Consider the following 13,731-nt stretch of genomic DNA (forward strand, 5'->3'; position numbering starts at 1 on the left):
AAAGGGCTGGTGGAAGTTAATTTGAGTATAGGTTCAACATATCACAATGCCAAACCAAATCACTGCTTTACAAGCCGCTGTTCCACACTTAAGTATCAATAGAGATGAATATATCTATCAGTGATTTGTGGTACAGGTTGTCGCGTTGCCTTTATTACAATAGTGATAATCTAAAAAATACTGAGATTGAGTCGGCAATGTTGCTTTAGTTATCACATCAAATAGTAAACTTGCTCCGAGCTTGCCCATTGCAAATGGGTTTTGACCAATATTTTCTGTAGATAACCCTTGTGCCAAAGCCTGTAACTGCACGTTTTCTGTATCAGCAGACACTATGGTCAACGTACCATTCACTATCTGCTCTTTGAATGGTGTCAGCGCCTCAATATAGTTGCCGTTAAACTGTGCAAAGCCCGCCACGGCCAAAAATATAGGGGGCTTTGGCTGTTTAATGATATTGAGTAACTGGTTCAGCGCATCTTCGCGACGCCCCATAGTATAAAGCGGGCAGCGCTCATACTCATACCAGCCATGGCTGGCTGAGAACCTCACCTGATCACTGCCAAATAGCGCGTACCTGACACCACGAATGCGTTCATTAAGGTTAGGAGTGGTTTGGTGCCCCGACTGAATACACACCGCTTGTGATGGTTCTGTTTTATATTTTTTGGCAACCTCGCCCAGTGCTTTGCCAAAATCAAAGTTATTGGTGCCGACGTATGCCAGCCGATATTGATGATGTTGAGTCAATAAGTCAGAGTCAAAGGTGATCACCGGAATGCCTTTTTCCTTGGCTTCTTTGAGCGCACCTTCAACCAGATAGCGTGAGTCGGTTGTAGAGATCAATAACCCATCAATGTCTTGCTGTACCAACTCTCTTACTATCAAAACCTGAGTGCGCACATCTTGGTAATCATCAGCACCTTCATAAATACATGTTAGGTCTTTATGTTGCTTGGCAAATGCTTGGCAGCCGTGAAACGACTGCTCGTAAAATGTATCGTTTTTAGTTTTACCCACCACTGCAATTTTTATTTGTGCCGTAGCGCTAAACGCCAGACCCAGCATAGCAGCGACAATCAGTTTGAGTTGTTTTTGTATTTTCATGGATTTTTAATACTTGCCACACAGCCACTAAAGCAACAGCAACATTTTGGTTAACAAAACATTACTATAACTCAAACACCTAGTTAATAAAGTGATTATTGTTACCAAGCGAATATATTTGGGCAAAAACCACAATCTTACTATCGTGTAGAGCAAAAAAAGCAGCAGCTGATAAATTTTATGCTTAACTTATTGTTAACTATGACTTTCTAAATCATATATAACGACAATCAAAGGACTGCATATTATGCGCTATTATTTTCTATACCCTCTGTTTTGCTTGCTACTATTTTGTAACGTGTCTAACGCCGCTCCCCAACTGTCAGGGAGCCTGCCTGAAAAACAACAAGAAAAAAGGTCTGAAAAAGGCACTCAATCTCCTGCACAGGAGTCATTTTTCAAAAATATTCAACCTTATGAAGGCACAGAAATATACGTAGACTACTTTCGGGGCAATGACTTAGATGGCGCATTGGATGTGCAATACAGTTTTAAATACGTGTTTGGCAGAGACATGAACTTCAAAAAAGAAGGTGATTTTGATTGGAATGCCGCTTTCTCTTTTTCAGGGGAGTTTGACTTTTACCTAGGCACACGAAATTCAGGCCCTGTTGTGGGCCGACGCTATAACCCCGGCTTCCAATTAGCCTGGGGCACGGCTAAACGCGATAACTTTATTGAGTGGCGTTTTTCATTGGAGCATGAGTCAAATGGGCAAACCACTGACTCTTTACCAACATTATTGAGCCTAGCCAGAGATAACAAAGCCCAATATGCGCAGGAATATCCTGATATAGATAACAATTATTACCTACAAATGGCGACCGAAACCGTCAGTCGCGGCAGCGACTTTGTTGCGGTAGGCGGTGTGTACCGTATCAACCCATACGATGTCGACTACAACGACTGCCACTCAATATTCAGCTGCTTCGACATTCACCTAAAATTTAGAAAAATATGGGGAGATGCTGAAGATATGGTGTTTTGGGACGCCACTAAGCGGCATGACAGGCTCGAAGATTACCAAGGCACCGATATTACTTTTGTTAGCCAATTTTTGCTTGAAGACAGGATCTTAACGCTGCTGGGCGGGCAAAGTACGCTATCGCTCAGATACCGTTCTGGTGAAATCTGGGGGGGCGACGTGGGCACTAACAATACGTTTGACGTGAGCTTTACCTCACACCTGCATATAACCCATGAAATTCAGTTACCTATTATCTTCTCATACCATGCAGGATACCTCGAAGAGCTCTACAAGTACTCCGAGAAGGCTCATTACTTGCGAGTAGGGTTTGCATTGAACTTTTAGATTAGCAACTTGCTGATGGCTCAGCTCCCCCTCCCACTGTAACCAGTTGGGTGGGGGTCTCTGTAAAGCTATCAAAAACCAGCCCATTGTCTTTGAGCACTTACCGGGTTCAAAAAAGAAACTTAACTTTTAACTTCAAAAAGTTAAATTAAAATCACTATAAGATTTAGGCCGTAGTCAAACCCACAACGTTCGTTACACTTAGCACGTTACTTCTTATCATAAATCTCCGACCAACCTTCTAGAGCGCAAACCCAAGGCTAATTCGCGAACGCTATAATCGGGGTCATATGCTCGACCAAGCAGTAGTGGTGCGGTAAATTCTTCCTCACGACCTAAATAAGCCACGAAATACATAGTCGACCGCCTGACACTGGGAACCGGATGATGCTCTGTCGCCCAAGCAAATAGCTCTAGTGTTTCACGCCCTTGCTCTGGCAACCAGGCCAATGTATATGGAATACGGGTTCGCACGCCAGCTTCTGCGGTTGCAATAAGGGCCTCGGATAGTGCATTTCTAACATTGGGTAGCTGTTCTCCTAAATCTTTCCAAAACTGGTTTCGTTTTGGTGGAAAACCACTTTCGTCGTGATGGCTAAATGTAATATTCACCGCGGCAAAGGCTGACGCGATTTTAATGCGCTCGGCTTTATCAGGATGGGCAAACAACGCCCAAAGCTCATCCAATGACTCTCCCGCCATAATAGCCCTAAACACCAAAGCCTCTTCATTGGAAAACCCGACCATAAACCGTTCGTATTCAGCTTTACTTGTGCTTTGCTGGTGCGTGTTATTCACCTTGGCCAAAGGCGATGGGGTTGAATGCTGCATATTAGCGCCATATTGCGCAACAAACGCTGGCGGCTCAGAAAAAGCCACGGGATGGGTATTCACTCCTGCTAAAGCATGAACAACAAACGCAACGACCAGCAATACTAAGGTCGCTGCAGCTATAAGCACTTTTTTTAATGTAACACTGACTCTCATTATTCTCTCCACTATCAATAAAACACATCTGTGTAGGTAATGAGAACTTAAGTGAAATGCAGTAAAAACAAATGACTTGCGGCTGATTTCTGGCTGACTTTTATGTGATTGTTGGCCGGTTTTATTGTAAACACAATAGTGGTAATGATTCTTGTCCCCCCTATTTTTAACGCCTTCCAAACTCAAAACACAGGTAAAATAGAGGATGCCTTATCGCTGTTTTATCTTAAAGCGTACATTGGCAACCTCTTCGCTAAGTGAGCGGTTCATCCACAACCAAAAGCCGGCTAGCAAAAACATAATATCCGCCTATTCTTAACACCAGTCTGAGTAGCCTTCATCGACCGCACTTTTAGTTTCTTATAACAATACAAGGTCACGGGTATCGCCCATGAAAGCAAGGGTGAGCCTACATTGAGTTGCAAAGAAATCGAAATGACCGACGGTGTAACACACTGCCCAGAGGAATGATGCCAAGTTTTCAAAAAACTTTTGATTAAAAGGATATATCTATGAAAATAAAAAATTTATTGTCACGGATAAGTATAGTGACGCTCGCCGTTACGCTATCTAGCAGTTGTTCTAATTCTGATAAAGCAGTCGAAACACCACCCGAACCCGCACCTAAAGAACAAACGACATTTTCACACTTTGGGCCCTATCAGCCTTTACCAACTTGGTCAGACTGGTGCCCAATAAATAGCGATAAAGCCAAGTGTACCTCTACGTTGCGTAATGCTGTACAAGAGCAAAGTGCCAAGAGCCGAAAAACCGTACGCGCTCACGGATGGCAACTATGGGCGGGAATTACATCGCCATTGGATAATTCGGGTTACGATAAAAAGACAAATACATCAACCATGTTTGGCACTCAAGGTTGTTGGGCTAAAAATATCAGCAAGCAAAGCGCATGCAGTGGGGTATTTCCATTATGGCTTAGCTGGCCCAACACAGGCTTGCCCTACTCACCAAAAACCAATACCACTTTAGAAGCAACCAATGTGGATAACGCCGGCCCAGCCGTTGCTGGCCTTATTCAAATCAATCGCAACTTTTCTGAGTCAGGCACGCCGCAAAGTGCATCTAACACAATACTGACAACCACTGCCACCATCCAAGACCCCGACCCAACCAAAGTGCAGACAGTAAATACCCTTGGTCCTATTCCAACATACAAAGTGCCCGCCCTTGCCATTGCCAAGCAATGTAAGCTGCCAAAAAGCGACGTTCAGCCACAACTGGCTGTCGCCTATGACCCTAAAACATCGGATAAAGATCAGTTAAAAGCATGGACCAAACTGGATACGCTATGTACTCAAAACGGCTACCCAAATATCGTTTGTCCAAGTGCCAGTGGTATTTGTGATGGTACTGCCTTTGTTAATCAGGGGGATGTAATGATTGCCACGGAGTCATTAACCACGCAAGCGTGGGATGCTGTTCAAAATAACGCGCTGTATGCAGGCACATCAACACTCGCTGATCTTTATGCTAAAGGTGATGAACAGGTGGCTGCCAATAAAGTCGCTAGCTGGTTTAATAACGAGTTTATTTCGACTAAACATATGTTCTGGCCGGTCAAAGGCTGTAATCCGAATGCGAAACAAAACGAGCTTGGCTGTCGGGTACGCTATGGCGCATTGCCACCTTGGGTGCCTAAAAATTTCAAAGATAAAAACTATGCAACCAATGCCGACTATCTTGGCTACGAAAAGTGGGGTGAAGTGGTCGCCATTGATACCTGTGGAAAAGACTGTAAAAAGACCTCTAGCGCAACGTTAGAGCTTGCGCATGTTGAAGGCGCATCAGCCATCACAACGCAATCTCCGAGCGTATATAAAGTTAAAGACTTTATGCACTTACAAGTTTCAGAAGAGACACTAAACAACGCCTTTACCGCCACCGACAGAGCCCTGTTAGATCAGGCTACCATTTGGGCCTATGGTGACGATTCAAATGGTTTTGAAGCGGGTGACTTTTTAGTGGTTGTTGCCATGCATGTGAATACCAAAGAGATTGATTCATGGGCATTTCAAAGTGTTTGGTGGAGCCCAATGAACGACAGCTCAAACGACTGCCCAGTGAAAAAGTACAACCAATGTTTTGGCCAAGCGGATATTTACAAAGCCACAGAATTCAAATACTCCGGCCTCAACCGTAAATTAGTCAGGAAGCTGGACAAAAAAGTGGGGGCTACGTGGCGTAACAACTATCTGCTCACCGATAGCTACGGCATCAACTATGAAATTGATGGTGCCCCCGTCATGGCCAGTAATTATTTCACGGGTACGCCACCTAAATGGGCAACACAAAGACCTGACGGTGACACAATAACGATGCTGCCTGTTTCAATGAACCCATACATAGAACCGGTGATCCACCCACTTGGCACAAACTGCCAGAATTGCCACCGCAGAGCAGGTGCAGTGAACGCCGCACCTAATCAAGGTGAATATGCCGCAGGTGTCGGTAGAGCAAACTATCAAAATGCCCAATGCCCCAGTTTATTAGCAGACTACGGTCTGCCTGATAACGACCCATGCATGTTAAAGCCTTGGGCGTGGAATCAAAATACCAAGTGGGATGAAAAGGCAAACAACAATTGCCAAGAAAAAGACGGTACTTTATGCAGTGGAAAACAGGCTTTCCCTATCGTGAATACCGACCAAGCTTGGTTTGTTGCAGACGAGCATGTACAAAAAGCTAAGTAATCGTTTAGCGAGTTAAACCGCTGTACCATCCATAAACACCATATTGATATTTGGTGTTTATGGAGGCCAAGACAGTGTATTTGTGTAACTAATAACTCTCACCTCGGTTAAAGTTCATATTAAAACTTCATGGTTGGGAGCTTCATAAACCGAACATTGGGGTGTTTGATACCTGCGGATTCGGCAAGTCCTAAGGTTATCTCTCGCTCAAGCGGAAACTGCTCTTTGACTTGCAGCACATCCTGTCGCCACTCGAGCAAATAGAACATGGATAGTTCAAGATCGGATAATAAATGATGGGTTCGCTTAGACTTATAACCAAAAACTCGATGTACACGGCCATCGGATGGCGCATCATAAACCGTTAACCACGGCTTGTAATCCTGATACTCGCCTGTACCACGCCCCTCTTTAATCCACTTACGATATTGCGCCTCAGTATGGCCAATCTTCCTAGACATAATATACCGCTATAACTGATTGAAATTTCAGCATAGCTAGAGTGAAAGTGTGATGCAAATTTATTAATTCATGATGTCACTGCGAGCGCTCAAATCCAGTGAAAACATCAGCTAGCTCTGGCCAGAGTTAAAAAATTAGCGTTACTTTACAGCCACACCTCTAAAATAGATTTGATCAATAGACATGCAGCAGCAACCAGTATAGAACACCCGCGGCATGTAGATTCAAAACACAGCCCCTTGGCAATTAATCTACAAGCCTCATCAGCTCCTTTTTTACTCATAACGCCTTTTACCTCTATCTTGCCCTTATCTCGTAGTTTCATATTGAATGCTCCTTTTAAGTACAATTATTTGGACACAAAACAATCTAGCAGAGTCGGCACATGAAAGTTGCTGTACAGCAAAGTGATCAAAACCGTACCCCAAAGGCATGCCTCTAAAATAAGTATCTCGGAGAAACAACCTACCAACTCTTAGCTTGATGACGTCATTATTCGGAAATGCAGCTGGAATGTATTTTAACCTGGGTTAAAAAAATAAAATGGAACCAATGATCTAATTGAACAGATGTACTAAGTTAAAAGCTTAAACTTTAAGGAAAAGTATCATGCACTTACCCTCAACCTATGCCCTAGATAAAGAGTCGATAAAACTCAACGCTTATAGACTATTGTGCCATTTTTATGCAAATAAGGAGATTGCTAGGCGTGTCGATCCAGATAATAGAGATGACCCGTTCGCAAAACTGGAAGATAGCTATTTTCACAGGGAAATGAGTAAGCTACTAATAGATATAGCGATATCCCTGAGAATATTAGATGACCAAATGTCTAAAGCAGATGAAGCGTCAGATGAAGTTATCGCATATAACAGAAGAAAGGCAGAAGTTAACCGGAAGCATAGCTGTATGATGTTTGACGATATGTCGTTAAGGGAAGTTTGCAACAAGATAATCGACGCTGAAGTCGTTGAGCCCCACTTTGCGGAGTCTGATGATGGGACTCACAAAATAGATAACTTCAATTGGCTCTATTGGTCAGATTCCATGGAACAATCAGGTGATACAGACATACCAAAACCAGAGCCAGTAAAATGGAAATACCTAGCTAGAAGAGTAAGGCTTGGCGGTAGAAAAGGTAAACAAGAGTGGTGGCTTTTGTTAGAAGTCCCTACTTTTGTAAGGGTGGGTGCTAAATAAAGTTAGAAACAATAATAGTCTGTAAGTCCCTAGTTATGGTTCGTAAAGAATGGCTCACTGAGAGGAAAGTTGGAAACAATAATATCGCCAAATTTAGTTTGAGTAATAACTACTCAAAAGTTTATCAATCAAAGTTGGAAACAAAAAAGTTGGTATCGCCAGTATTCGATGACTTCATCTGTATAAGTTCTGACGTGCACCTAAATGCGACTTGACGGCTTCTTTGTGCCATAAACGGAAGTTTAAATTGCTCAAAGATTTAACTTGCTGAAAAACCAAAGTTGTATAAAAACTCAAGTTATCTATTAGTTAAAAATTAATTTTTACTGATTTCTATTGCTACTAGTAATCTCTTTACCACAATTATCACACGTCACTGAACAAGTCATATTTCTATTGTATTTCAATATGGCTTGTTCTAGTTCACTAGCTGAGATACCTATCGACTCAGATAGCATTTCAATAGCTATTTGTTCTTCGTTAGTAATAATACCGTCCTCTAAAGCTGTAGCAATTTCTCTTTCTAGCAATTGTCTTCTAGTTCTAAGTTCATCACCGAACTTAGCTGCAAGCATTGCAGCAGGCAACGCGACAATACCAACACCTAATAGCATTATAAAAATGGATATAAATTTCCCTAAAAAAGTCACTGGTGTTACATCGCCATAACCAACCGTTGTCATGGTCACTACAGACCACCATATTGCGCTGGGAATACTATCAAACACATCAGGTTGTGCCTCATGCTCAACGCCATACATAACACTAGCCGAAAGTATAACTAAAACACTCATAATGATAATTGCAGCACCTATGCTGGGTAATTCTTTTCTCAAGACGTCCATGAATAGTCGGAGCCCTTTGAAATAGTGAGTTAGTTTCAATAACCTAAGCATTCTAAGCATGCGCAGATATCTTAAATCTATTGCAAATATGAACGATAAGTAAAAAGGTGCTATTGCTAACAAATCAATAAGTGACACTGGGCTTAATGAATACTTAATTCTTGATTTTATTGGTTCAGAACGGTCACTGTGCGGTGATTCAACTGAAACCCAGATCCTCGCGAAATATTCAAGCGTAAACACAATAACAGAAAAGATGTTAAATAAGAGAAACTCTTGGTGATACATTTCTCCTATTGGTTTATAGGACTCAATAATAATGGCACTAACGTTTAAAATGATAAGCACCACGATAAAGCCACTAAATAATCGACTAGTTTTCGAACCGTCGAACCCGTGTTCGAGAATATCGTATACCATCTTTCTTGTTGTTAGTGCCTTGCCCATCGATTAATTATTCCGCTTATTATTGAGTTAACCGTTAGTTCCGAATTCTTAAACTTTAGCCTGTTCTTCTTTGGAAAAGGTAAGATAGGCTCTTGTTACTGGAATGGCTATTTGAGAGATTAACGCCGTACCCCATAAAAGATTACCTACTAGAGCAGGCACGTAAGGTAGGACCAATAATGTTGCTAAAGCCAAAACAACACCAAACATCCGTACTTTTGCGGTAGCAAATCGATGAGCAACACGTTCTTCGATATTGAATTGAATCCAAAGTAGACAGAGTAAATATGAGGCAAGCCCGATACACCCTATGGCACCATATTTGAGCGGGTACGGATCCCAGAATCCTACTTTCACTTCACCTGCAAGCGCAACACCCACCATCACAGCCGACAGCATTAGGAACAAATGCGCTAACCACCAGTTAACTAGTGTCCACTTTTCTTGATTCTTCGGTTTTCCATTTCCAACAAAGTCGAAATAAATCCAGCAGTGAACAAATACTGCTATGCCTCCAAACATGAAGTTAAATAAGACTTCGGGAGTAACTTTATACACGCCTTTTTCGGAAAGGGTGATCACAAGTTTAAAGAATCCTTCTCCAACAACAATGAGAAGTAGTAAAGCAAAGCGCTCAGACATATGCCCTAATCGAGGTAAAAATCGCTTACATTCCAGAACGCCAATTTTGGGCAGCATATACAGAAGTTGGATAGAAATTATGGCAAGCGCAAATAACGTAAAATTGTATGGTGCAGGTAGAAAAGCACTTATTGCGAATACAATAGCGAGTATAAAGAAATTGCGACTTACGGTACGAGAAAGCACAGTTGCTTCAACACCAAGCCTATTTGTTCTGTGATACAAATAGGCGGTGATCATTCTATTAGCAGCATAGGCAAGAGCAAAATACATCCAGCCCTTATCTAAGACATGAGGAATTGACGCAGCCATTACCATTGCGGTTACAATTTGGCAGGACATGATTAATCGATGTTTAACGCCGGTGCTGACATAGAGGGAGTTAAATACGCTAGAGTCTGCCCATGCAAACCACACAGCGATAAATAGTCCAGCAAAAGCAAGAAAACCATCCACACTTAAGTGGTCACTTAAAAAGTTTCCAAGTAAGAAAATAATGACCACATGGATCAGGTCATAAAATAACTCAACCCAATGCACATGGTTATGCACATCTTCATGATCTAAGTGGTGCTTTGGCAGTCGCCACATTGGATGATTTTCTAGTGACATACTATTTCTCCGGCTTTTCCCAAGCATAAGGCTTCATTGCATCATCTACTTCTGTATGCGTTAACGCATTGGTGAAATTAGAGATTAATTTAGCTGCCAATCCAGTTAAAACTTCTAAAGCTTGGCGCTTAGTATATCCAGCATTCAAAAATTCATTTAACTTATCGTCACCAATATGGCCTCGGTGGTCTAATAAGGCTTTTGTGAAATCATGAAGTGCTTGAAGTTTTTCGTCTGGCAGTTTAGTGCCATTTCTCAACGCTTCAATAACATCATCAGGCATTTTAGATGACTTCATCATCCAAGTATGACCGGGAACACAATAGTGGCAATTATTTTCAAAATTCGACGTCATAAATACCACTTGTTGCTCAACCGGGCTAAACGTTGTTTCTTTCATGAAGCTGGAAAATGTTTGGTTGTACGCTTTATAAGTTGCTGGAGCTTCAGCTAAAATCTTGTGGAGGTTTGGGATCATCCCAAAGCCGGCTAGAGATTGCTCCATCAATGGTTTCGATTCTTTTGGAGCCGTATCCGGCTCATAGTAAGTAAACATATTTAATTGTCTCTATTTTAAATATTGATTGAGTACACGTTCGAAAGTTACTACTTCTTGTGCACCTGATAGGACCTGTTCGCCATTAAAAATAAATAACGGTACGCCATGAATGCCTCTTTGAAGCCAGTGCTCTTCGATTAACTTCACTTCTTCACTGTATGAGTTGTTAGTTAATACAGACATTGCTTGCAGGGAGTTCAAGCCAACCTTTTCCACCACATGGATAAGTTCTGACTCTGTGAAAGTGCCTTTATTACTAAAGAAATGCTCAAAAAGTGCCTCTGCTAATTGGTTTTGCAAATCACTTTCTTTCGCCCAGTGAAGTAGTTGATGACATTGGTGCGTATTAAGCATTTTCATTTCATCAAAGTAGTTAAATGTGAAGCCAACTTTTTTGCCTTCTTCAGTTAACATCGCTCTGGCTCTAATGCTGCCCTCTAATGTAGTTCCATACTTTTTCGACAAATGTTGTCTTAGGTTTTCACCTTCTTTTGGCATACTGGGGTTAAGCTCGAAGGGGTGCCAGACAATATTAACGTCGAATTTAGTGTCAAAATTGGCTAATGCCGCTTTTAAGCGACCATAGCCAATTACACACCAAGGACAAACCACATCAGAAAAGATATCAATGTTAATTTGCATCTTTGACATCATTATTTCTTTTCAACGATAATTGCAGTGATTGTTGTGTCACCAACATTTTTAACTTGATGTTCCCATTGGTCATGCCACATCACGTAGCCATCTGGGATCTCCAAAGTCATGTTTTTTTCACTCGTTGTTATCGTCGCCTTGCCACCTTTTTCGAAGTAGACAGTCTCAGCATTGTGTTTATGCCAATTATCCTGTTCACCCGGTTTGAGTGTCATCTTGAGTACGGTAACTAATTCGTTCTCAAGTAGAAGTTCATATTGATTTGGAGATGCGATGTGAGCAGATTCGACCTTCGCGTCTTCTGCAAGCGCATTTCCAAACAAGAGGGCTGAAATAACGCCAGTCAATACAACCTTTTTCATAGCAACTCCTATTTATGCATACCACGAATAGGGTAGTTGTTAGCGGGATTTCGTATCCAACCTAAACCACTAATCAATGACTGAAGTTCTGGTCTTACGAATGGGTTGTTTGAAATGTCTGCTACATGAACTTTTCCTTCACTATTGACTACAAATAGTCCCGGCTCAGCAAATGGATGGTCGGTTTCTTCTGGGGACCTTGGCTCTGATATATACAAGCCAAGTTCTTCCATTTGTTCAACAGTAAGGCCGTATGCGATGGGGAAAGACACACCAAGTCTTTCCATATGACTTTCAAGTTGTTCTTTGCTGTCGCCAGAAACGGCGATCAAATCTACACCTGTTTGAGCGAGTAGGTCTTTTGCGCCTTCAAGTTGGTTCAGGTATCGTGTACAAAGGGGACAATGCTGACCTCTGTAAACAACAACCATCTTCCAATCCAAACCATTTTCAGGCGTAGACAACGTTTTAATATCACCATTTAGGAGTTTGGCTTTAATTGCAGGTAGGAGTCTGGCTTTAATTGCAGGAAAGTCTGAACCTGCATGAAGCTTTTTGGTATATTCAATGTTCATGACTGTTCCTTAAAAATGCTTGTTAATGTGAGCTTCGAAACGTTTGAAGTCGTTTTCAACATCTGCATTTTTCATCACATCAAAGCATGCAAATGTTTCCATTGGTTTCATACCAAAGAACTTGAAGTTCATGTGCATAGGGAACATTAAGTCGTCGATTGATTTGCCATCAAAAAATTCATCTTCATCGTTAAATGCTTCTTCCGGCGCATTAAAGGTGAGTGACATCATATACTTGGTGTTCGTTAACGTGCCGCCCATACCATAGTTTTTCTTTGGTGCTTCTTCTGTACGTCCGTCACCAACACATAACGCTCCTCCCATACCTGCGGTATAAACTTCGTCCATATACTTTTTAAATGACCACGGCACACCCATCCAGTTACTTGGCGATTGTAAGAATACAATGTCTGCCCATTGATGGTGTTCTAATTGGTCTTCTACATCGTACTCATCATTCATTGTTACAACGCGAGTGTTATAACCTTTACTCTCAAGTATGGTTATTGCTTTATCAATTAAGGTTGCATTTAGCTTACCTTCAGAAAATGGGTAATATTGGTGGGCATTAATAATTAACACGTTCTTCGAATCAGTGACGCTCATAAAACAACTCCAAATTAAATTTCATCAAAATAAGTAAGAGAAACATTCTCTAACTCAATTCATATGTGGTATATTTTAGTTACCTAACTTACGTTATCAATTAGTATACTTTTAGTAACCTGCGGTTTTTGTAAGGCGGATGGATGGAAAGTGTTGTAAAAACAGATAGTAAAGGTAGAAAAAAAGTTTTGAATGCATGCACTGAACCCTGCGCTATTGAAAAAGGCATGCGTTTAATTGGCGGAAAGTGGAAAGGTTCCATTATTTATCACCTTAAAGACGAACCTGTAAGGTTTAATGACCTAACGCGAATGCTTGGCGGTGCTAGCAAAAAAATGGTCGACCAACGCCTAAAGGAACTAGAAAGTGAAGGGATGGTACTCAGAAAAGTGATAAGTGACAGACCTGTTGCTGTAACATATGAGTTAACCGATTTCGGTAAAACCGCACTGAATATCTTAGATGAACTCAGGATTTGGTCAGAATCCCACAAAATATAGATTCATCGGAGTGTGCAGTATGACTTGTTAATCCTTCTAAAAGGTCTTTTTCTGACAACCGTTTTTTACTCATAACTTACTTCTCGATTCAAAAATGACATTAGATAATTTATAGCATAGTAAGCAGCTAGAAATTAGTTCTGAAACAAG

General features: G+C 41.4%; 15 protein-coding genes. 4 read left to right on the forward strand and 11 right to left on the reverse strand.

The window, feature by feature from the left end; genetic code table 11:
• Nucleotides 1–117: 117 nt before the first annotated feature.
• Nucleotides 118–1,107: a substrate-binding domain-containing protein gene (locus L1070_RS13250; protein ID WP_237125877.1), complete on the reverse strand. Its 990-nt coding sequence runs from the start codon at nucleotides 1,105–1,107 to the stop codon at nucleotides 118–120.
• A 247-nt stretch (nucleotides 1,108–1,354) separates the two neighbouring features.
• Between L1070_RS13250 and L1070_RS13255 the strand changes: the two genes are divergently transcribed.
• Nucleotides 1,355–2,419 (forward strand): hypothetical protein, encoded by a 1,065-nt coding sequence (locus tag L1070_RS13255; protein ID WP_237125878.1) that lies wholly within the window; start codon nucleotides 1,355–1,357, stop codon nucleotides 2,417–2,419.
• A gap of 219 nt (nucleotides 2,420–2,638) precedes the next feature.
• Here the strand turns inward: L1070_RS13255 and L1070_RS13260 are convergent, their stop codons facing one another.
• Nucleotides 2,639–3,406, reverse strand: coding sequence for a hypothetical protein (locus tag L1070_RS13260; protein ID WP_237125879.1), 768 nt, complete (start codon nucleotides 3,404–3,406; stop codon nucleotides 2,639–2,641).
• Nucleotides 3,407–3,918: 512 nt separating this feature from the next.
• Here L1070_RS13260 and L1070_RS13265 point away from each other — a divergent pair.
• Nucleotides 3,919–6,117, forward strand: coding sequence for a hypothetical protein (locus L1070_RS13265; protein ID WP_237125880.1), 2,199 nt, complete (start codon nucleotides 3,919–3,921; stop codon nucleotides 6,115–6,117).
• A gap of 119 nt (nucleotides 6,118–6,236) precedes the next feature.
• Here L1070_RS13265 and L1070_RS13270 read toward each other — a convergent pair whose 3' ends face one another.
• Nucleotides 6,237–6,578: a hypothetical protein gene (locus L1070_RS13270; protein WP_237125881.1), complete on the reverse strand. Its 342-nt coding sequence runs from the start codon at nucleotides 6,576–6,578 to the stop codon at nucleotides 6,237–6,239.
• A 146-nt stretch (nucleotides 6,579–6,724) separates the two neighbouring features.
• A complete protein-coding gene (locus L1070_RS13275; protein ID WP_237125882.1) occupies nucleotides 6,725–6,904 on the reverse strand; it encodes a hypothetical protein in 180 nt (59 codons plus the stop codon).
• A 284-nt stretch (nucleotides 6,905–7,188) separates the two neighbouring features.
• Between L1070_RS13275 and L1070_RS13280 the strand changes: the two genes are divergently transcribed.
• Nucleotides 7,189–7,779, forward strand: a complete 591-nt coding sequence (locus L1070_RS13280) for a hypothetical protein (protein WP_237125883.1) — start codon at nucleotides 7,189–7,191, stop codon at nucleotides 7,777–7,779.
• A 323-nt stretch (nucleotides 7,780–8,102) separates the two neighbouring features.
• On the opposite strand, the gene L1070_RS13285 is transcribed toward L1070_RS13280, so the two are convergent.
• The 7 genes from L1070_RS13285 to L1070_RS13315 are packed head-to-tail and all read right to left on the reverse strand — an operon-like array spanning nucleotide 8,103 to nucleotide 13,081.
• Nucleotides 8,103–9,071: an ion transporter gene (locus tag L1070_RS13285; RefSeq protein WP_237125884.1), complete on the reverse strand. Its 969-nt coding sequence runs from the start codon at nucleotides 9,069–9,071 to the stop codon at nucleotides 8,103–8,105.
• Between the two features lie 48 nt (nucleotides 9,072–9,119).
• On the reverse strand, nucleotides 9,120–10,325 hold the full coding sequence (locus tag L1070_RS13290; protein ID WP_237125885.1) for a low temperature requirement protein A: 1,206 nt from the start codon (nucleotides 10,323–10,325) through the stop codon (nucleotides 9,120–9,122).
• A 1-nt stretch (nucleotide 10,326) separates the two neighbouring features.
• Nucleotides 10,327–10,881, reverse strand: coding sequence for a carboxymuconolactone decarboxylase family protein (locus tag L1070_RS13295; protein WP_237125886.1), 555 nt, complete (start codon nucleotides 10,879–10,881; stop codon nucleotides 10,327–10,329).
• Nucleotides 10,882–10,893: 12 nt separating this feature from the next.
• The gene (locus L1070_RS13300) at nucleotides 10,894–11,526 is read right to left on the reverse strand and encodes a DsbA family oxidoreductase (protein WP_237125887.1); all 633 of its coding nucleotides are present in this window, start codon (nucleotides 11,524–11,526) and stop codon (nucleotides 10,894–10,896) included.
• Between the two features lie 11 nt (nucleotides 11,527–11,537).
• A complete protein-coding gene (locus L1070_RS13305; protein WP_237125888.1) occupies nucleotides 11,538–11,900 on the reverse strand; it encodes a hypothetical protein in 363 nt (120 codons plus the stop codon).
• An 8-nt stretch (nucleotides 11,901–11,908) separates the two neighbouring features.
• A complete protein-coding gene (locus L1070_RS13310; protein WP_237125889.1) occupies nucleotides 11,909–12,475 on the reverse strand; it encodes a peroxiredoxin-like family protein in 567 nt (188 codons plus the stop codon).
• Nucleotides 12,476–12,484: 9 nt separating this feature from the next.
• Nucleotides 12,485–13,081 (reverse strand): NAD(P)H-dependent oxidoreductase, encoded by a 597-nt coding sequence (locus L1070_RS13315; RefSeq protein WP_237125890.1) that lies wholly within the window; start codon nucleotides 13,079–13,081, stop codon nucleotides 12,485–12,487.
• Between the two features lie 143 nt (nucleotides 13,082–13,224).
• Between L1070_RS13315 and L1070_RS13320 the strand changes: the two genes are divergently transcribed.
• Nucleotides 13,225–13,581: a helix-turn-helix domain-containing protein gene (locus L1070_RS13320; protein WP_237125891.1), complete on the forward strand. Its 357-nt coding sequence runs from the start codon at nucleotides 13,225–13,227 to the stop codon at nucleotides 13,579–13,581.
• Nucleotides 13,582–13,731 lie beyond the last annotated feature (150 nt).

The sequence above is a fragment of the Pseudoalteromonas sp. MMG022 genome, assembly GCF_021654245.1.
Lineage (GTDB): Bacteria > Pseudomonadota > Gammaproteobacteria > Enterobacterales > Alteromonadaceae > Pseudoalteromonas > Pseudoalteromonas amylolytica.

Coding starts and splice junctions, on each gene's coding strand:
- L1070_RS13290 (WP_237125885.1), bottom strand. CDS start 10,325: ATGTCACTAGAAAATCATCCAATGTGGCGACTGCCAAAGCACCACTTA.
- L1070_RS13315 (WP_237125890.1), bottom strand. CDS start 13,081: ATGAGCGTCACTGATTCGAAGAACGTGTTAATTATTAATGCCCACCAA.
- L1070_RS13280 (WP_237125883.1), top strand. CDS start 7,189: ATGCACTTACCCTCAACCTATGCCCTAGATAAAGAGTCGATAAAACTC.
- L1070_RS13295 (WP_237125886.1), bottom strand. CDS start 10,881: ATGTTTACTTACTATGAGCCGGATACGGCTCCAAAAGAATCGAAACCA.
- L1070_RS13300 (WP_237125887.1), bottom strand. CDS start 11,526: ATGCAAATTAACATTGATATCTTTTCTGATGTGGTTTGTCCTTGGTGT.
- L1070_RS13265 (WP_237125880.1), top strand. CDS start 3,919: ATGAAAATAAAAAATTTATTGTCACGGATAAGTATAGTGACGCTCGCC.
- L1070_RS13250 (WP_237125877.1), bottom strand. CDS start 1,107: ATGAAAATACAAAAACAACTCAAACTGATTGTCGCTGCTATGCTGGGT.
- L1070_RS13310 (WP_237125889.1), bottom strand. CDS start 12,475: ATGAACATTGAATATACCAAAAAGCTTCATGCAGGTTCAGACTTTCCT.
- L1070_RS13255 (WP_237125878.1), top strand. CDS start 1,355: ATGCGCTATTATTTTCTATACCCTCTGTTTTGCTTGCTACTATTTTGT.
- L1070_RS13275 (WP_237125882.1), bottom strand. CDS start 6,904: ATGAAACTACGAGATAAGGGCAAGATAGAGGTAAAAGGCGTTATGAGT.
- L1070_RS13320 (WP_237125891.1), top strand. CDS start 13,225: ATGGAAAGTGTTGTAAAAACAGATAGTAAAGGTAGAAAAAAAGTTTTG.
- L1070_RS13260 (WP_237125879.1), bottom strand. CDS start 3,406: ATGAGAGTCAGTGTTACATTAAAAAAAGTGCTTATAGCTGCAGCGACC.
- L1070_RS13270 (WP_237125881.1), bottom strand. CDS start 6,578: ATGTCTAGGAAGATTGGCCATACTGAGGCGCAATATCGTAAGTGGATT.
- L1070_RS13305 (WP_237125888.1), bottom strand. CDS start 11,900: ATGAAAAAGGTTGTATTGACTGGCGTTATTTCAGCCCTCTTGTTTGGA.
- L1070_RS13285 (WP_237125884.1), bottom strand. CDS start 9,071: ATGGGCAAGGCACTAACAACAAGAAAGATGGTATACGATATTCTCGAA.